A 17,826-nucleotide genomic window follows, 5' to 3' on the forward strand; every position below is an offset into this window, starting at 1 on the left:
GCGGCGCAAGGGAAATCGGCTGCGAGGGGTAAGGTTAGATCAGGGGTAAGGCATGCCGGTAGGTGCGCGGCATACTGTGAGCGCCAGCCAAACTGTTCAGGACGAGGCCTGCCTCGTCCCTACACAAATGCTAGACAATCTTCTCGTAGGGACGCGATGAAGAGGGTGTCTAAAAAGCGCACAGTTATCTTGATGAGAGAGGTTTTTGTAGGGACAAGGCCTGCCTCGTCCTCTATATCGTTCTCTAAAAATTAGGACGAGGCCTGCCTCGTCCCTACAGGTGATAACCTTGTTAGACACCCTCGGAATCGCGTCCGCAAAATCCCAAAACCGACCTGTATCCCATTTTCACAGGCTTCTACGCATTTACCGGTACGCCTTGCCCCTGCGTGAGCAAGCATGACTATCGAACGGGGCGCGCTACGGATTCCCGTCCCGGTTCGGGTCGGGGAAGGCATTGCCGAATGTCCCCGGCACCTGCGTCGGGAGCGGGGTCGGCGGCGGCAGCGGCACGCGCGCATCGACGGGCAGCGCTTCGATGTAGGCCTGCGTTTGCAGCGCGATCAACGCGATCCAGCCGGTGTAGCCGCCCACTTCGATCTTCACCCATGGGCTGTACGGGCTGCGTGCCAGCAGATTGACCACCGTGCCATCAGGCAGCGTGACCACCAGCGGGAAACTGATCTCCGGTCCTTGGCGCAGCGCCGCCCCCGCCGGAGCCGAGACCTGCGCCCGCGTGCCGAGATCGCCGTAGCGCTGGGGGGGCAGCGGCGTTTCCGAATACACTGACGAAATCGCCCCGAGGTTGCGCGCCAGCAGTTCGCCGAGCATCCACCCGGTTTCACCGGATTCGAGGCGCACGTGATACCACGTGCCTTCCGGGTTTTGACCGAGCACACTCATGACCTGCCCGGCGGGCACCTGCATGATCAAGCCCGCATATTGATCCGGCGACGAGCGCAGGTTGACCGCGCCCTGCGTCATGACGAAGCCTGGCTGCGGCAAAATCACGGGGCGGTCGAACAGAGCGACGGGCAAATTCGTCAGCACAGCGGGCTCGAGGGGGAAGGCATCGCTGGGCACATCGCCGGGTGCATACGGATTCACACTGTCACGCGTCACGCTGACTTCCTGCCCCATGTACAGCGTGCGTTCGGTGCCAAACGTGAGCAAGCTGTGCTGACCGGACAGCGCAATGAAGCGCGTGCGCGTCGGCTCCGTGACCGTCATCACCGTGCCGTTGAGCAGCATCGACACGCCGTTGACCACAATGCGCGCCGCCGAACCAATCTGGCTTTGCAGCACGAGCGTGCTGAGCGGCGCGGTGCCGCACACGTTCTCGTTGACGGTGGTTTCGAGCTGCAGTGAGGTCCACGCCGGGAAATCCGGTGGAGAGGCATCGCGCAGCGACACGTCGCCGAGCATGAGCATCGTGTAGTTGAGCGCTCCAGTCGAGCGCACCCACGCGACGCCGTTGGTGCTGCCATCGGCGGCGAGCGGCGCAGTGCGGATGAAATCAACCGCCCCCGATTCGACCAGTGCGCCAATCGGACCGAGCGCATTGCTCACCGGACCGACGGGTTCAACCACGGGCGCAGAACCGCCGTTACAGATATATCCGCCCGGGCGGTTGATACACGCATTGCTGGCCGCCGTCCACACCGCGAGCATGTCACAGGTGGTCGGAGGCGGCAGCTCCTGCGCGAATAGGCGGGTGCCGATGATCAACAACAGAAGGCCAGAGAGCAGGATTTTTCGCATCTTCAACGAATTTCGGGATTTTCCGGTAAGATTGTTTCAATTCTACCATTGATTGAGGTTTGCTCTGTGCCTTTGTCCGTCGATCCCCCCATCCGCCTGCTGATACATTATCAAACTCTCTACCCTGACCAGTCGCCCCAGTGGATTGTCGTGCCACCGGGACGGGTGATGTGGGTGGCCGCGAAGCCGGGGGAGGATGAGCGCTACACGGTCTACGATGTGGAAACGGAAACTGAAGCGACCTTCAGTCGGCAGAGCGCCAAGAGCAAGCGCACGGTGCTCAATCGACCGCTGCCCCGGTGGGCGCGCTACGCCGCCGGGGTGATTCTGCTGCTGGACGATGCGCCGGGCGTCGATGCGGTGATTTGTGGCGATGAAGCCGCGGGGGTGCGCTATGAGCACTCGCTCGGCGTGGCGTTCACCGCGCTGATGTGGGAGATGCTCGGCCTCTCTTATGACGAACGCGCGCTGGTCGATTTCACCGAGCGCGTCCGCCGGGAGTACGTCGAAACGAGTTAAAACCGCAGAGAAATAACGAAAATTAACCACAGAGAACACGGAGAACACAGAGGAAAATATCAAATCAACAACAAGATAGGCACGCATCGGCTCTACAGAAAACACTGATCACTCTCTGCGGTCTTTGCGCACTCTGCGGTTAACTTTATCTTTTTGCTCTGTGTTCTCTGTGTTCTCTGTGGTTCAGTATCTTTTCTGCGCTGAGTTGTGGTTACCAGCCGAGTGACTTGACCGCTTTTTCGACCGATTCGGTCGCGCTCACGCCCAACTGCTCGTCGATGACTACGCCGTGTTCATCGATCACCCAGTGCGAGCGGACGACGCCCATGTACTTCTTGCCGTACATCGACTTTTCGCCCCACGCGCCCCACGCCTCTAACACCTGATGATCGGTGTCACACAGCAGGTTGTACTGCAAACCTTCTTTGACCGCCCACTTTTTCTGATCTTTCGGCGCGTCCGGGCTGATGCCGAGCACGACCACGCCGTTCGCTTCCATCTTTGGGAACTGATCGCGGAAGCCGCACGCCTGCGTCGTGCAGCCGCTCGTGCCTGCCTTGGGGTAGGCGAACAGCACGACTTTCTTACCGCGGAAGTCGCTCAAACGCACGGTGTTGCCATCCTGATTCGGCAGCGCGAAATCCGGCGCGGTCTCACCAATGGTCGGCATTTGCTGTCTCTCCTGTGTACGCACGCCAATCCAGTTCACATCGGCGCGTAATGCTCGGTAAAGATCGATCTGTTCTGTGTCGAGATACGGGGTGATCGCGAGACTCCAACCTCACCCCTAAACCCCCTCTCCGAAAAGAGGAGAGTGGACTTCAAAACCTTGCTTGTCTCCCCTCTCCCCGCTTGCGTGGGAGAGGGGTTGGGGGGAGAGGGGATCTGTCCCTACGAACTAATCCCCGGTCGCCGCGATGGTCTTCGAGACCGACTCCAACGCCTTGCGGACGCTCGTGCCCGGCAGCACATTGATCTGCTGGTCGATGAGCACGCCGTTTTCGTCGATTACCCAGTACGAGCGGTTGATCATCGGGACTTTGACCAGCCCGAAGACCGGAATGCCCCACGCGCCCCACTGTTCGACCATCACATGCTTGGGATCAGAGAGCAGGTCGTAGGGCAGATTCTTACTCGTCTGCCACTCTTTGAGCGTGGCTTGCCCGTCGCAGCTCAAACCGAGCACGACGGCATTATTGGTGCGAAACTCTTCCATATCATCGCGGAAACCACAGGCCTGCGCATTGCAGCCCGTCGTGTTGGCTTTGGGGAAGGCGAAGATCACCACTTTCTTACCGCGGAAATCGCTCAGACGCACGGTTTTGCCATCTTGATTCGGGAGCGCGAAATCCGGGGCTTTTTCGCCAATGGTCAGCATAGTCCACCTTTGTTACGATAGAACAACTCTGAAGTGAGATATAGCTCGCTTAAATAAGAAGCGCTATAGAAATGACTGATGCCCGCATGATTCGGCGACAAACTCTCATCCCCCTTTTACCCTTGGCCGCGCTGCTGGTGGTCTATGTCACTTCGTTGCAGACGATTCCCAATGGGTCGGAACACTATTTCATGATGGATGTGGGTGAGACGCAGGTCGTCCTGAACACGTGGGGGACCCTGCACGCGACGGGCTACCCGCTGTATGTCATGTCCGGCAACCTGACCGTCGCCGCGCTGCGGCTGATCGGCGTCAGCCCGGTCACCGCGCCCGCCGTCGTCTCGCTCATCTGGATGCTGGCGGCGCTGGGACTGATCTACGTGCTCATGCGTCACCTCACCGGGCGCACGGTCGTGCCCGCGCTCGTCGTGCTGGTCTACGGGCTGACGCGCACGGTCTGGATTCACGCGGTGATTCCCGAAGTCTACAGTTACACGCTGTTTCTCATGGCGCTGCTGCTGATCATCGCCCTGTGGCGCGGTGCGGTGCGCTGGCGGGTGTTGTGGTTGGCATCGATTGGAGGCATCGGCATTGGTCAGCACCGCGCAGTCGCCATGTTCATCCCCGGTCTGGTCTATGCCGCGTGGGCAGATGTGCGGCTCGGGCTGCGCCGCCCGCTCACGCTGATCGCCGCCGCGCTGCTCGGTCTCGCGGGGCTGCTGCCCTATGGCTACCTCTATCTGCGGGCACAGGCAGGCGGCGCATGGGTCTACGGCGACCCGGGGACGCTCGCCGGCCTCTGGGATCAGTTCACGGGCAAGGAGGCTTCACGCTTCATCGGCTCGATCACCTCGCTCGACGGTCTGATCGCGAATTTCAACCTCGTCAACACGGTGCTGCTCACTGACCTGACGCTGCCGGGGGTGCTGCTCGGCCTCGCCGGGCTGGTGATCGGCGTACGCCGCCGGGAAACCCGCCGCGCCGCGCTCACGCTGACGCTGGTCGGCGCGGTCTGCTACGGCTTCCATGTGGTCGCCTATACCGATGTGCTCTCCGCGCTGATTCTCCCCGTCACGCTGGCGCTGGCCTTTGGGTGGCTGCTGCTGGTGGATTGGATTCTCACCTCACCCCCTAGCCCCCTCTCCGAGCGGAGAGGGGGAATCAAGACCCTCGCCCTTGGGAGAGGGGATTTAGGGGTGAGGTGGTCTTGCCCTCCTCGCCCTCATCAGCGCGGCGATCCTTTACGTGCAGAATCAGCCGTTCATTCATGTGCTGACGACTGACCCGACCGGAGTCGAAACCATCGACCGCGTGCAGTTGCTGCCGCCCAACGCGACGATCATGCTGCCATGGGGCGTGCATCACGCAGCGGTCGGTGTGGCACGAGATGTGCTCGGGATGCGCCGGGATATCGGTCTCGTCGATCACAAAGCCGACTATGCGGCCATTCTGCAGAACAGCCGCCTGTTCACGCTCTCGGATGTGTTCTACAACCAGCCGATCTCGTGGTGGGAGGAGCGCCTTGGCCAGCCGATCTACCTGACCGCCGCCGCGCCGTATCTGGTCGAGATTGCCACGCGTCCGCGCCTCGGTCTGGTCGACGCGCAGGCCGAGATTGACGGCGTGATCGCGCTCGATTACTTTCTCGTGTGTCATGAGCAGCGGTTTTCGCTGGCGGTCAACTGGTACACGCCGACCGTCCCGGACCGCGATTTGAGCGTGTTCGTCCACGGGATCGATCTGGCGAACAATCTCGTCACCGCCGATCAGAGCGCGCCTGTCTATGGCTGGCGTCCGCTCACGACGTGGACGCCGCGCGAGATCGTTTCTGACCATTACCCGCTGCCGCGCGTCGGCGGCTTGCGAGAAGTCCGCTTCGGTCTGTATGAACAGTTGCCAAGCGGGGAGTTTCGCAATACGGTTGAGTATGTGATCACCGATATCCCAGAGTGTTTGCCGTGAGTGATTCGAAGCAGATCATTGTAGGGACGAGGCATGCCACGTCCTTTGCCTCCCAACGACCGACCCCACCCCCGGCCCCTCCCCGAATTCAGGGAGGGGAGCCAGCAGATTCGTCGTCTCGATCATCTCCCCGCTTGAGTGGTAGAAGGGAGTTAGGGGTGACGGGTATTTGCTTATTGATTCTCGCCCTCCTGCTCGGCGCGTGTACCGGGCAGAATGCCGCGACCACGGCAGGCACGCCCGTCGTCGAATACAAGCTGCTGGCGACACTCTACCTCTCGCCGACGCCCAACGATGCCGAACGCGAAGCGACGCGCCTCGCGGTGCGCTCAGTGCCAGCCACGGCCATCCCGACGGCGACGCCCGCGCCGACCGTGTACGTCGGCGTGTTCCTCGGCGAAAACGACACGGTCGTCGATCCGGTCGTTGACCCGGCGCGCTATCAGGGTACGCTCACGGCGGGCAATCTGCCCACGCCGCTCCCAATCAACTGTCTGTACCCGATCGACGCGGTCTTTGGCACAGTGTGGATGACCAACGAGTCGGCGCGCGCGGCGCTCGGTTGTCCCGGCGAACCCGCAACGCCTTACATCGGCACGGTGCAGTTCTTTGAGCGCGGGGTGATGTACTGGCTGCCGACGGGCGAAATCTGGACGGTGGCGCCGGGTGGTGCGCTTGGCGGCGTCTACTGGTATGTGCCGATTGCGCCGCCGGATCAGGGGTGGCAGGCGCAAGCGCCGGACGGTCTGCGCGTGCCGGAATTCAGCTTTGGGGCGCTGTGGCGCGCCAACGAGCAGATCCGGCAAACGCTCGGCTATGCGCGGGCGGACGAAAGCTCGGTGTCGATCACTGTGCAGCGCTTTGATGGCGGCGCGCTGATCTTCGATCAGACGTCGGCGCAGGTGTTCACGCTCGTCGGTCGCGACGACGGCACCGCCTACGGGCCGTATTAAAGCAAAGACTCAACGCAAAGACGCGAAGACGCGAGGGCGCAAAGTACAGGAGATAAAGCGTGTCGGCGAATTCGTAAAATAGGGGCTAATTCTGTCGGGGACGGCGGACGCCATGAAGAGGGTATCTAAAAAACGTAGGTATCTTGAGGAGCGAGTAGGGACAAGGCATGCCTTGTCCTCTGTATCCTTCTCTAGAAATGAGGACGAGGGATGCCTCGTCCCTACAGACGACACCCTTATTAGGCACCCTCCGAATGGCGTTCCTACCTAGAAATTTCTTCGTAGGGACGCGATTTATCGCGTCCGCAAAACCCACCTAGCCAAGTGATTTAGGTCACGCACTGCGCCAGCAGACTCGGAAGCTGATCGCGCAGTTCGAGGCGCTGCGCGGGATCGTACAGCGTGGTGAACACCCAGCGATTCTGTTCTGGGGGCGTGCCGCGATCCGTGTAGTACAGGTCGAAGCTGTCGCGAATCAACTTGTGATACGCTTCCGCCTCGTAGAACGGCGCAGTGAACGCCAGCAGCTTTGAGCCGACGATGATCCGCGTCGCTTCCGCCTCCGCGACCGCCCACACACCGATCACCGTGAGCGTTTTATAACCGAAATACCCCGCCGGACGATGCCAGATCAGCGCGCCGACCCATGGTGTCGGCTGTTTGCCGGTGAAGGCTTTCGCGCCCCAGCTCAAATTCGGCGAGAAGCGTTTCGCCCGCAGCAGATCGAGCGCGTCGAGCGCGTTCAACCCGTCGAGGATGCGCGCGAGTTCGTCCAACTGCGCTCGCCCGCGAATCTCGGAGATCTGTTCGAGGATGGTCTTCTTGCGTAGTCGTTTCATGACTCGAGTATACCGCGAGTAGGGGCAAGCCGCGGCCTGCCCCTAGATGAAAAGTGACGCAGCAGCTGAGCTTTAGTAGGCGTATTCGCGCATGCCGAGCGACACCAGCGCCGTCTTGATCATCTGGTTGGTGAAGCCCCACTCGTTGTCATACCAGCTCATCACTTTGACGAGGTTGCCGTCGACGACGCGCGTCATATCCGCCTGCACGACGGAGGCACGCGAGTCCTGAATGAGATCCGACGAGACCAGTTCCTCTTCCGCCACCCCGAGGATGCCGTCGTAGCGTTCAGTCGCCGCTTCCCGGCGGAACACATCGTTGATTTCCTCGACGGTGGTATTGCGGCTGAGAAGGAGGGTGATGTCCGCCATCGACACAATCGGCACTGGTCCGCGCACCGACACCCCGTCGAACTTGCCTTCCAGTTCCGGCAGCGCTTTCGCCGTCGCCGTGGCGCGCCCGTGCTCGAGGGCACGAAGTTCGCCGCTGCCGCGCGTCCCCGGCGCATGTCTTTCTTGCCCCCGGGGCTGTCCACGAGCATTTGCGTGGCGGTGTAGGCGTGCAGCGTGGTCATAAGCGCCTTTTCAACGCCGAAATGCCGCTGCATGATCTCCATGATCGGGCCGATATTGTTCGTCGTGCAGCTCGCGCACGAGAGAATGTTTTTCTGTCCGTCTGGACGGTTAACGCCGTGGACGACCGTCGGCACATCGGCGCTGCTGGTGGGGCCGGAGAGGATGACCCACTTCGCGCCCGCCGTGATGTGCTTGGCCGCGTCTTCCTGCTTGGTGAAGATGCCCGTACATTCAAAGACCAGTTCGACGTTCATGGCACCCCAGGGGAGCTTCGTCGGGTCTTTTTCGCTGAGGTAAGCGATCGATTTGCCATCGACGACGATGTTGCCATCGCCCGCTTCGACGCTGCGGGCGTACCGACCGTAAACGGTATCGTACTTGAGGAGATAGACCATGTTTTCCAACGACCCAATGTCGTTGACCGCAACCAGTTCCAGTTCCGGCGTATCCATGAGCAGCTTAAACGCCGCCCGTCCGATTCGACCAAGACCGTTGATCGCAACCCGCACAGCCATAGACTGATGCTCCTATTCATAGAAGTAGATCTCCTAATTTGACGTGTTCTTAACGTGAATGTTTACATTCCGGTGTCTGCCGCTTTGGCCTTCGCCGCCTTACATCTTTGCGTTAGGTATTTTCTTTTCGTTACAATTGTTTTCGGAGGGAAACACCATGCAAATTCAAGCCGCAGTCCTGTATACGCCCAATACCCCGTTCATTCTCGAAACGCTCACGCTCGACGACCCGCGCGCGGGCGAAGTCCGCGTGAAGATCGCCGCATGCGGCGTGTGTCACAGCGATTATCACCTCGTCACCGGGACGACCCGCCACCCGCTGCCCGTTGTGTGCGGACATGAAGGCGCGGGCGTGGTCGAAGCGGTCGGGGAAGGCGTCACGCGCATTCAACCGGGCGATCACGTCATTCTCAACTGGGCGCCGGCGTGCGGCGACTGCTGGTACTGCCGCCACGATAAGCCGAATCTGTGCGCGACCTTCACCGATCCGATCTGGGCGGGCGTCATGCTCGACGGGACGACGCGCCTGCATCTGCCCAACGGCGATCTGGTCTACGCCTACTGCGGCCTCGCCTCGTTCGCCGATCACGTCGTCGTGCCGGAGCAGAGCTGCATCCCGATCGCCGCGATGTCCCGCTGACTGCCGCCTCGCTGGTCGGGTGCGCGGTGGCGACGGGCGTCGGCGCGGCCTTCTACACGGCGAACGTGCGCCCCGGCGACAGCGTGGTCGTGATCGGGTGCGGCGGCGTCGGCTTGAACGTGCTGCAAGGCGCGGCGATCTGCGGCGCGAGTACCATCATCGCCGTGGATACCAATCCGGCGAAAATGCGCATCGCGCAGGAATTCGGCGCGACGCACGCGCTGCTCTCGAATGACAATACCATCGCCGAGATCCGCGCGCTCACGGGTGGGCGCGGCGCAGATCACGCGTTTGAGGCGGTCGGCCTGCCCAAGCTGCAAGAGATGGCGCTGGCGGCGGCGCGTCCCGGCGGCAACGTGATTCTCGCGGGCTTATCGCCGATGGGCTCCGCGACCAACCTGCCCGGCTCGATCATCACACGCGAGGAAAAGTCGGTCAAAGGCAGCTACTACGGCTCGGTCGACTCACAGCGCGATTTCCCGCTGCTGGTGGATTTGTACGCGGCGGGCAAGCTCAAGCTGGATGAACTGGTCACGCAAGAGTACAGCCTTGAGGAGATCAACGAGGCGTTCGAGACGATGATGACGGGCAGCGTCGCCCGCGGGGTGATTGTGTTCTAGCGCGGTCAACTGCTCAATGTCGGCAACTAGCAAACCAAGTGATCGCGGGTGTCTCCGCATTCATTTGATGGTGATTGGGATCGTCTTCGCGTTCATCTGCGTACTCGAGTTTACGCTGGGTATTTGTGCGCGGATCGCGAGTATGCTGATTTCACACGCTTTGCCAGCCGTCGAAGCAGTGCATGACTATCTCTTAGCCAAAATCTGCCGCTGGAGACCACTTCGGCGCAGGAACTGCTGCGCTTTATCGGCGAAACGTCAAATATTCCCTGTGTCTCGGATGGAGAGCCAACAGAACCATTAGTAATCATCCAAGATGAAAGTCTGCGCTGTACGGTACTGGCCGCATCCGAGCAGCGCCAGATGTCGTGGCTGAATAACTTGGGGTAACAGCATAAATTCGTTGGGAATCCTGATTGCATCGAGTTTGTCATGCGCGCTGGCGATCAACGCGAAATGCGCGTTCGGCGAACTGATACCAGTTTGTAAAGCCCTATTCTTTCGGTGGGACGAGGGCAGTAACGCGGCAATCAAAGGTGGTAGACTGTCTTGGACAGCATCCCAGATCACTTCAAGATCGATCCGGAAATTCGTGAATGACAAGCGTTCGCATTCCCATCATCTTGCGCCACTCAATTTCGGGATGATCAATCCGCATGTCGTTTGATACCCGCCGGGCTGCCTCGCCAATCACTTGAATACAGCGAATGACGGCATCTTGGCGGAGGCGATTCTGCAAGAACTGATCGCGGGTAATGCCAGTCAAATAGCTCTGTATACGCCCTGCTGCATCCAGCATGTGAGCGAGAAGTTCTTCATCGGGCATAGATAACCTGCATTGTGTTCAAGAGCTGTTCAAAGTGTTTACGCGTTGTATAGCTTTTGACGAGTTCGCGCTCGTCCATCGCTACGCGTCGTCCCAAAATCGCGCCAAGCTCATCTTCCATGTCGAAGAACCCGTGAAAGTAACCGGGCGTCTCGTAGCCGGGTAAAAGTGTGTACATCACATCGGTGATCAAGCCTTCGCCTTCGCGCTCGTGCGTGTCGAAGATCGCGAGGTCCTGAATCCCCCATTTGTCGGGGAGGGCCGCGGGTTTTTGCGGGGCGATCTGGAGATTGAGCGCCATCGGCTTGCACTTTCACTCACACGAACAGGTTGATTATACTGCCGAAATAAAAAGGACGAGGTCGATAGCCTCGTCCCTACACCTAGAGCACTTCTTCCTCGGCTGGCTTTTTCCGCCGCAGACTTAAGCGGGGCAGACGGCGTTTCGCCTTGCCTTCGACCACATCCGGTGCGCCGCGTTCAAAGCGCGCGCGGATCTTCGCCCACGTCTCCGGCGTGAACAGCTTGTCGGCGTTGTCGGTGACGCGCTTATGCAGCCCGGTGATCGCCTGCTCTACATCGCCGCTCCCCGACCAGTTATCCCGCAGCACCTGCTTATCGACATTGCCAATCCCGCTGATCCACATGAGCACGAGCGCCAGTGCGCCCGCGTCTTCTGCCAAGCCGATCACACCGAGAATCGCCTCCGGCACGAGATCCACCGGGCTGATCACATAGGCCGCCGCTAGGAGAAGCTGCGCTTTCAGCAGAAACGGCACGCGCTTATCCCGCGCCAGTCGCACCACCAGCATCAGCATGTCGGGGACGAGCAGCACAATCTGCGCGACCTGTTCATCTGCGCCGCGCTGCACCCATTCGCGGATGCGGCTGCGCCACTGGTCGTACCAATCCGGCGCGCGCCCGTGAATCTCCGCTTCTTTCAGCGGTTCAATCCCCATACCGGGATCAGCCGGGACGGTTGCATTCTCAGTCATTCCCATACTCCTCAAGGACGAGGCATGCCTCGTCCCTACTCTTTCTTGGCGTCTTAGCGTCTTCGCGCCTTTGCGTTGAGTCTTTTCCTCACATTCTGAATACGCCGAATCGGGTCGGTGGGTTGCGCTGATTCATGCACGCGCTCAGGGCGAGGCCGAGCACGCGCCGGGTTTGCGCGGGGTCGAGGATGCCATCATCCCACAAGCGGGCGGTCGAGTAGTACGGGCTACCTTCGGTTTCGTACTTTTCGTGAATTGGCGCTTTGAACTCGGCCTGCTCCTCTGGCGTCAGGTCCGGCTTGCCCTCGCGCGCCAGTTGATCGCGCTTGACGGTCAACAGCACGTTCGCCGCCTGCTCGCCGCCCATCACGCTGATGCGGCTGTTCGGCCACATCCACAGGAAGCGCGGCTGATACGCCCGCCCGCACATCCCGTAATTGCCCGCGCCAAAGCTCCCGCCGACGATCACGGTCAGCTTGGGGACAGCGGCGTTGGCGACCGCGTGCACCATCTTCGCGCCATCTTTGGCGATGCCGCCGCTCTCGTACGCCTTGCCGACCATAAAGCCGGTGATGTTTTGCAAGAACAGCAGCGGGATGTTCCGCGCCGTACACAGTTCGATGAAATGCGCGCCCTTGAGCGCCGATTCGCTGAACAGCACGCCGTTGTTGGCGATGATGCCCACCGGGAAGCCTTCGAGCCGCGCGAAGCCCGTGACGAGCGTCGTGCCGTAGTTGGCTTTGAATTCGCGGAAGCGGCTGCCATCGACCAGCCGCGCGATGATCTCGCGGGCGTCGTAGGTCTCGCGGAAGCTCGTCGGGAGGATGCCGTAAAGCTCGGCGGGATCGTAGAGCGGTTCTTCGGGCGCGGTCACATCCACGTCGAACGTCTTCGGGCGGTTGAGCGTCGCCGCAATGCCGCGCACGATTTCCAGTCCGTGATCGTCGTCCTCGGCGTAGTGATCCGCGACACCGGAGACGTGCGTGTGCACATACGCGCCGCCCAGTTCTTCGGCGGTCACGTCTTCGCCCGTCGCCGCTTTGACCAGCGGCGGCCCACCGAGGAAGATCGTCCCGGTGCCCTTGACGATCACCGTCTCGTCGGACATCGCCGGGACATACGCGCCGCCCGCCGTGCAGCTCCCCATCACCGCGCTGATCTGCGGGATGCCCGCCGCGCTCATCGTCGCCTGATTGTAGAAGATGCGCCCGAAGTCGTCGGAGTCGGGGAAAACTTCATCCTGCATCGGCAAAAACGCGCCGCCGCTGTCCACCAAGTAGATGCAGGGCAGGTTGTTCTCCAGTGCGATCTGCTGGGCGCGCAGGTGCTTCTTGACCGTCAGCTGGTAGTACGTGCCGCCTTTGACGGTCGCATCATTGGCGACGATCACGCACTCGACGCCGCTCACCCGCCCGATGCCCGTGACGACGCCCGCCGCGGGCGCATCACCGCCGTATAATTCCCACGCGGCGAGCGGCGCGATCTCCAGAAACGCCGAGCCGGGGTCGATCAGGCGGTCGATGCGGTCGCGCACAAACAGCTTGCCTTGCTCGCGGTGGCGCTGCTGATACTTCGCGCCGCCACCTTGGCGCACGAGCGCGAGCCGTGCGCGCAGTTCGCTGACCAGCGCGCGTTGCTGTTCCGCGTTGCGCTGAAACTGCGCATCGTTCGGGTTGATGTGGGTTTCAAGAATTTCCATGCAAGAAGCCTTTTTAGCGGTTAGCTGTCAGCCATTAGCAGTTAGCAAAAACACTGGGAAAGTGATCAGTCATGTGTATTGTAACCTAGACCTGAATAGAATGGCTCTGCTTTTAGCCAACGGCTAATGGCTAACGGCCAATCGCTCTTTTTGAGCCAGACTTAACATCGCGCGGCTTTTAGGGTATGATTTGCCGGGTTTTGCCCATCTCACCGGAGTCCTTACGTATGAACAAAAACAGTTCCAGAAGAGCCAGCATCATTCTGGGCGTATTCATGTTTGTCGTCCTGATTGCCGGGACGATCATCCCCTGATCACCCGCAACCAGACCACGACCACGCAGACCGTTGATCCCACCACCGTGCCGACGCCGACGTATCCCCCCGTGATTGCGGACTACAGCGGCATCAGCTTCGACAAGGTCTATCTGCACCCGACTGGCATGTACACGATCCCCGAACCGACGGGTTGGGAAGTCAGCTCGCCGAGCAGCAATGCGGGCATCGCGCAGGTCAACATGATCAACCAGACCCAGTTGAGCGTGATCGACGCCTACGTGCAGGATGCGGAAGGCCCGATTACCCCGCAAGACTTAGATGCCCGTTTTACGCAAGAAACCATTCTCGCGACGTGGTCGAATTTCCGTGACCCCATTGAGACAAATCGTTCCTTTGAAAATGATATCCTGACCATCGATTTCCGCGTGGGGCTGGCGAATGGTCAGACCTATGTCGCGCGGCAGAACGTGTGGACAGACGGCGAATGGATTTACGTCGTGCGCGTGGTCGTGCCGGAAAACGCGACCGAAACGCTGCGCTTCCTGCTCTCCAACCTGACCGGAAAGATCACGCCGTTTAAGCAGTTCGCAGCGGAACCGTTCAACTGGAACGCGTACTATGACAATGTGACGAGCGCCATCATCCGCTACCCGCAAGCGTGGACCGTCACCGACAGCGCGCCGGGTCGCCCGGCCAGCATCACCGGCACGAACGGCGAAGCGCTGCGCGTGGAAGCCCGCGCGGGTCAGTCGGTGGCCGATGAAGCGGCTGCCAGCGCGTGGTTGGAAGCGGAACGCCCCGGCGCGACCGTGTTGAGCGTCGCTCCAGTCACCCGTGGTGACGTTTCCGGTTTCTCGGTGGCGTATACTTATAACGATGTCGAAGGCGCGGCCTTTAGCGGCCTCGCCGTGCTGCTCAATGGCGCGAACGCATTGTACATCGCCAACCTGCATTTCTCCGGCGCGGATATTGACCTGAACACGGTGCGCTGCCGTCGGCGGAACCGGCTGCCGAAGCGACCGAACTGCCCGGTCTGCTGGCTGAAGCGACCCCGCCGCCGACCAGAATCAAACGCTGGCGCAGGTGATGGCCTCGTTCCAAATTCTGCCTGCGCTCAACCTGTCGGCGAGCTCGCTGCCGCCCGCCACGCCGACCGCCATGCCGACGCTTGCGCCGACCATCGAAACGACGGCGGAAGCCACCGCCGAAGCAACGGACGCCGCCCCGGTCGAAACCACGCCCGGAAGCGACCGCCAGCAGCTAAAGTAGTTTTCCAAACCAACCCCCTTTTTGCGATTAAAGAAGGGGTTGGTTTTTCTCATGCGTTTCAGACACCATACCCCTCTTACAATTCAAATAGATGGAGATGTTCGCGGTTGCTCGTCAGGAGAGGTTGTGGCCAGATACTTCCTGGTTTGAATGGACTGCGTGTCTACGCAGCTTTCAGTGAAGATTGGTTTTCATGCCGGTCCCGGCCTACTCAAGCCGTTCTTGCTGGATGGGCGGGATGCGGTAACACTGTTTTTTGTCCTCTCTGGCTTTCTGATTACCTACATCTTGCTCAATGAGCAAGGCAGCACCGGAACAATTAATTTACGCCGTTTTACTGGCGGCACACGCTGCTATTCTCTGTGAGGCAAACACTAAAATGATCGAAATCCTCATTGTTTGGGTCATTATTGGAGTCACGGCGCTTGGACTCGGATTATTGTTTACCATGTGGTTGAAGGCTGGGTAATAACGATCGCTGTTCTACTCGTCTATCATTTGGTTGCACCGATTACTCCGATCATTGGTGTGGTTCTCTGTGCAATTAGTCTGCTTGGTTGGCTGCGCTGGCGTCCCGTTCCAAAACGAACATGGCTAGTCGCGCCCATGATCGCGCTCTTACTAGCAGGTTTCGCGACTGCTCCATCACTTAAGCCGATGATGGGGGGTATCAATTACAGGTTGTGAAATGGTATGCAGCCTACCCGGTCGTGCCGGGTCTTGCAAACATACAAGGGCGGTTTGGGTTTAACAACTCCTCTTTGCTCTATAACGCGCTATTTACAGAACTACCTAGCACCCCCATGCACTATGGAATGGGTGCGCTGTTTGTCGCATCAGCGGTTGGCAGTGTACTAGCCGCGGTACGCTTGCGTAAGTCGGGCAAATGGTCAGATTTCTTCCAAGCTCTGATGATTTTCCCTATATCACTCTATCTGAAAAGTCTCATGACGCTGGAAACGAGCATCGTAGTAACTTTGCTTGGATTTGTTATTGCCATAAGACTCGCGCGACTACTGGATAACACTGAGATCGATCACAGATTGTTGATCATATTTGTTGCTGCAGCAATCACTGTGAAATTGAGTATCGTCTTCTTTGCGGGTACAGCCTTACTCGTGGCTTGGATTGTGGCTAAACCACCGATTCGCTCACTGGTAAAACCCTTGACCCTTGCAAGTCTACTTGGTCTAGCATGGATAGCTCATGGTATCGTTCTGTCGGGAATGCCCGTATATCCAGCAACGCTTGGGGCAATTGGTGTTGACTGGCGAGTTCCAGATGTGAGTGCAAATGCTGATGCCGCCCAAGTAACCATTTATGCCAGATATTCCAGTCCTGTACCTATCGCAGCAGATGGAGAATGGGGCTGGATACCGAATTGGTGGAAAAGAATCGTCCAATTGCCGGCGATATTCTCCACAGTGGCCATGCTACCAGCCCTCGTATTTGCTGTTCGGCGTCCCTATAGACGTTTACTGTTGTTTGCACCACCGATTGTAGGGTTGGTGTATTGGTTTATCGTCATGCCCTCAACCGAATTTGGGCTTGCGAGTTTCTTCACGCTGGGCTTAGGTGGACTAGCACTTGGCATATCTCGAAAGCTGCGAAAACCGTTTTTGTACGGAGTGCTAGCTATCTCTTTGATGCAGGTAGTTCTATATGTGCCTTACATGTGGAATGTAAATTTGCAGGAGCAGTGGGCACCAGAGTATCAGACTTTCGAGTTTCCAGATGGGACTCAATACTTTGCACCGAATGACGATGGCCCGTGCTGGGATACACCCTTGCCGTGTACCACTCCATCTCAAGTCACTAGATATGGGGTTGTGCTGCGAACAGCGGATTTACGGGATGGATTTAGGTCTCAGTAATGGACTACAGCCCGAAACACGCCGATCGTGCGCCGTCTATCCCGCCGCGCGTGGATGCGCCTTGAAGAACTCCCAGATCACCTGCGTCGCGTCAATGTCAAAGGTCGTCGTGCCGAGGTCGAGTCCGAGCGCATGACCGGGGTAGTTGTGCCCGCCATAGTACACGCCGTAGAACATCACATCGGCGCCATTCGCGCAGTCGGTGGCGGTTTGCAGCAGCACGCGCGCCCCATCATCAGGATCGACATCTTCCAGCATATCAATGCCGCTTGACGTGGCGCATTCGTTCTGGCGCGTCCAGTAGAGCAGGCTGTTGGCCGCCGACATATAACCTAAGCCTTGACGCGGCATGCCGTAGAATGGCACGACGTTATCGGCTGTGCCCTGAATGATCAGCACGGGCATGTGTTCGCCGTCGGTGCAGTACGGCGCGACGTATTCGGGCATGCTTGACGCGACCGAGGCAATCGCCGCCAAACGATCTGGCATCTGGCAGGCGAGACGGAACGAAAGCATGCCGCCCATTGAGAAGCCCGTCGCATAAATGCGCTGCTGGTCGATGTTGAGTTTGTCCGACATGAAGTTGATCGACGCATTGATGAACCCGGCGTCGTTCACATCGGTGATACGCGCATCACCGAGGCGACCGTCATTCCACACATTGTTGAGACCATCCGGATAGATCACAACGAAGTTTTCAGCTTCCGCTAGTTCACTCCACCCCGACCACGACTGGATTTCATTGCCGCTGCCGCCTGCGCCATGCATTACGACGACCAGCGGCACCGCCGCCGACGAAGTAATATACGCTTCGGGGATATACACGCTGAGCGTGCGTGGGATGCCGTCGATGCCGAGCTGGACGGTGTAATCGCCGGGGCCGGGGAAGTCGAGCAGGGCGTTGGGGGGCAGCGCCGCCGTCGCCTCCGGCGTGACTTCGTTGGTCGCCTCGAGTGTGACCTCAGCGGTCGGTTCGGGAGTCGCCTCTTGCGCGGAGATCGGCGCATGCAGCAACGCCGAGAGCGGGAACAGCAAGAACATCAGTATCCCAACGAAACGCACGACTGCCAGTAGGCGCACCATAAACCACTCTCCTGTTTTCTGTGAAGTTTACCCACAGGT

16 protein-coding genes and 2 pseudogenes are annotated in these 17,826 nt (G+C 59.5%); 8 read left to right on the top strand and 10 right to left on the bottom strand.

Features of this window, described 5'->3' with window-relative positions; translation table 11 throughout:
• Nucleotides 1–420 precede the first annotated feature (420 nt).
• Nucleotides 421–1,761, bottom strand: coding sequence for an SH3 domain-containing protein (locus IPK17_RS11860; RefSeq protein ID WP_343418259.1), 1,341 nt, complete (start codon nt 1,759–1,761; stop codon nt 421–423).
• 66 nt (nt 1,762–1,827) lie between these two features.
• Between IPK17_RS11860 and IPK17_RS11865 the strand changes: the two genes are divergently transcribed.
• Nucleotides 1,828–2,280 (top strand): hypothetical protein, encoded by a 453-nt coding sequence (locus IPK17_RS11865; protein ID WP_343417903.1) that lies wholly within the window; start codon nt 1,828–1,830, stop codon nt 2,278–2,280.
• Between the two features lie 211 nt (nt 2,281–2,491).
• Here IPK17_RS11865 and bcp read toward each other — a convergent pair whose 3' ends face one another.
• On the bottom strand, nt 2,492–2,950 hold the full coding sequence (gene bcp / locus IPK17_RS11870) for a thioredoxin-dependent thiol peroxidase (protein ID WP_343417904.1): 459 nt from the start codon (nt 2,948–2,950) through the stop codon (nt 2,492–2,494).
• A gap of 228 nt (nt 2,951–3,178) precedes the next feature.
• On the bottom strand, nt 3,179–3,658 hold the full coding sequence (locus tag IPK17_RS11875) for a peroxiredoxin (RefSeq protein WP_343417905.1): 480 nt from the start codon (nt 3,656–3,658) through the stop codon (nt 3,179–3,181).
• 71 nt (nt 3,659–3,729) lie between these two features.
• On the opposite strand from IPK17_RS11875, the gene IPK17_RS11880 reads away from it, so the two are divergent.
• The 3 genes from IPK17_RS11880 (at nt 3,730) to IPK17_RS11890 (ending at nt 6,573) form a co-directional block, all read left to right on the top strand.
• Complete coding sequence (locus tag IPK17_RS11880; protein WP_343417906.1) at nt 3,730–4,941, top strand: protein O-mannosyl-transferase family; 1,212 nt, start codon at nt 3,730–3,732, stop codon at nt 4,939–4,941.
• The gene (locus tag IPK17_RS11885) at nt 4,904–5,620 is read left to right on the top strand and encodes a hypothetical protein (RefSeq protein WP_343417907.1); all 717 of its coding nucleotides are present in this window, start codon (nt 4,904–4,906) and stop codon (nt 5,618–5,620) included. Before IPK17_RS11880 ends, IPK17_RS11885 begins: the two co-directional genes overlap by 38 nt.
• Nucleotides 5,621–5,778: 158 nt before the next feature.
• Nucleotides 5,779–6,573: an LGFP repeat-containing protein gene (locus IPK17_RS11890; protein ID WP_343417908.1), complete on the top strand. Its 795-nt coding sequence runs from the start codon at nt 5,779–5,781 to the stop codon at nt 6,571–6,573.
• A gap of 329 nt (nt 6,574–6,902) precedes the next feature.
• Here IPK17_RS11890 and IPK17_RS11895 read toward each other — a convergent pair whose 3' ends face one another.
• The gene (locus IPK17_RS11895) at nt 6,903–7,412 is read right to left on the bottom strand and encodes a hypothetical protein (protein ID WP_343417909.1); all 510 of its coding nucleotides are present in this window, start codon (nt 7,410–7,412) and stop codon (nt 6,903–6,905) included.
• Between the two features lie 72 nt (nt 7,413–7,484).
• Nucleotides 7,485–8,503: pseudogene (gap, locus tag IPK17_RS40525) on the bottom strand (type I glyceraldehyde-3-phosphate dehydrogenase).
• A 157-nt stretch (nt 8,504–8,660) separates the two neighbouring features.
• Between gap and IPK17_RS11910 the strand changes: the two are divergent.
• Both IPK17_RS11910 and IPK17_RS11915 read left to right on the top strand, forming a co-directional pair.
• Nucleotides 8,661–9,143: an alcohol dehydrogenase catalytic domain-containing protein gene (locus tag IPK17_RS11910; RefSeq protein ID WP_343417911.1), complete on the top strand. Its 483-nt coding sequence runs from the start codon at nt 8,661–8,663 to the stop codon at nt 9,141–9,143.
• A gap of 26 nt (nt 9,144–9,169) precedes the next feature.
• Nucleotides 9,170–9,763 carry a zinc-binding dehydrogenase gene (locus IPK17_RS11915; RefSeq protein WP_343417912.1) on the top strand — a complete coding sequence of 198 codons (594 nt, stop codon included), beginning with the start codon at nt 9,170–9,172 and terminating at the stop codon, nt 9,761–9,763.
• A gap of 571 nt (nt 9,764–10,334) precedes the next feature.
• On the opposite strand, the gene IPK17_RS11920 is transcribed toward IPK17_RS11915, so the two are convergent.
• The 4 genes from IPK17_RS11920 to IPK17_RS11935 form a co-directional block, all read right to left on the bottom strand.
• Nucleotides 10,335–10,589, bottom strand: a complete 255-nt coding sequence (locus IPK17_RS11920) for a HepT-like ribonuclease domain-containing protein (RefSeq protein ID WP_343417913.1) — start codon at nt 10,587–10,589, stop codon at nt 10,335–10,337.
• On the bottom strand, nt 10,579–10,890 hold the full coding sequence (locus IPK17_RS11925; RefSeq protein WP_343417914.1) for a hypothetical protein: 312 nt from the start codon (nt 10,888–10,890) through the stop codon (nt 10,579–10,581). The genes IPK17_RS11920 and IPK17_RS11925 overlap by 11 nt, the downstream gene beginning before the upstream one ends.
• 82 nt (nt 10,891–10,972) lie before the next feature.
• Nucleotides 10,973–11,584: a YkvA family protein gene (locus tag IPK17_RS11930; RefSeq protein ID WP_343417915.1), complete on the bottom strand. Its 612-nt coding sequence runs from the start codon at nt 11,582–11,584 to the stop codon at nt 10,973–10,975.
• An 88-nt stretch (nt 11,585–11,672) separates the two neighbouring features.
• Entirely contained in the window at nt 11,673–13,283 is a 1,611-nt protein-coding gene (locus IPK17_RS11935) for a carboxyl transferase domain-containing protein (protein WP_343417916.1), read from the bottom strand.
• Nucleotides 13,284–13,473: 190 nt separating this feature from the next.
• Here IPK17_RS11935 and IPK17_RS11940 point away from each other — a divergent pair, with 190 nt between their 5' ends.
• The gene (locus IPK17_RS11940) at nt 13,474–15,129 is read left to right on the top strand and encodes a hypothetical protein (protein ID WP_343417917.1); all 1,656 of its coding nucleotides are present in this window, start codon (nt 13,474–13,476) and stop codon (nt 15,127–15,129) included.
• A gap of 369 nt (nt 15,130–15,498) precedes the next feature.
• Nucleotides 15,499–16,704 (top strand): annotated as a pseudogene (locus IPK17_RS11945) (LIC_10190 family membrane protein); the annotation flags it as partial.
• 36 nt (nt 16,705–16,740) lie between these two features.
• Here the strand turns inward: IPK17_RS11945 and IPK17_RS11950 are convergent.
• Nucleotides 16,741–17,787 (bottom strand): CE1 family esterase, encoded by a 1,047-nt coding sequence (locus IPK17_RS11950; RefSeq protein WP_343417919.1) that lies wholly within the window; start codon nt 17,785–17,787, stop codon nt 16,741–16,743.
• Between the last annotated feature and the right edge of the window lie 39 nt (nt 17,788–17,826).

The organism is Candidatus Flexifilum breve (assembly GCF_016713355.1).

Coding starts and splice junctions, on each gene's coding strand:
- IPK17_RS11860 (WP_343418259.1), bottom strand. CDS start 1,761: ATGCGAAAAATCCTGCTCTCTGGCCTTCTGTTGTTGATCATCGGCACC.
- bcp (WP_343417904.1), bottom strand. CDS start 2,950: ATGCCGACCATTGGTGAGACCGCGCCGGATTTCGCGCTGCCGAATCAG.
- IPK17_RS11875 (WP_343417905.1), bottom strand. CDS start 3,658: ATGCTGACCATTGGCGAAAAAGCCCCGGATTTCGCGCTCCCGAATCAA.
- IPK17_RS11880 (WP_343417906.1), top strand. CDS start 3,730: ATGACTGATGCCCGCATGATTCGGCGACAAACTCTCATCCCCCTTTTA.
- IPK17_RS11895 (WP_343417909.1), bottom strand. CDS start 7,412: ATGAAACGACTACGCAAGAAGACCATCCTCGAACAGATCTCCGAGATT.
- IPK17_RS11910 (WP_343417911.1), top strand. CDS start 8,661: ATGCAAATTCAAGCCGCAGTCCTGTATACGCCCAATACCCCGTTCATT.
- IPK17_RS11920 (WP_343417913.1), bottom strand. CDS start 10,589: ATGCCCGATGAAGAACTTCTCGCTCACATGCTGGATGCAGCAGGGCGT.
- IPK17_RS11925 (WP_343417914.1), bottom strand. CDS start 10,890: ATGGCGCTCAATCTCCAGATCGCCCCGCAAAAACCCGCGGCCCTCCCC.
- IPK17_RS11930 (WP_343417915.1), bottom strand. CDS start 11,584: ATGACTGAGAATGCAACCGTCCCGGCTGATCCCGGTATGGGGATTGAA.
- IPK17_RS11935 (WP_343417916.1), bottom strand. CDS start 13,283: ATGGAAATTCTTGAAACCCACATCAACCCGAACGATGCGCAGTTTCAG.
- IPK17_RS11950 (WP_343417919.1), bottom strand. CDS start 17,787: ATGGTGCGCCTACTGGCAGTCGTGCGTTTCGTTGGGATACTGATGTTC.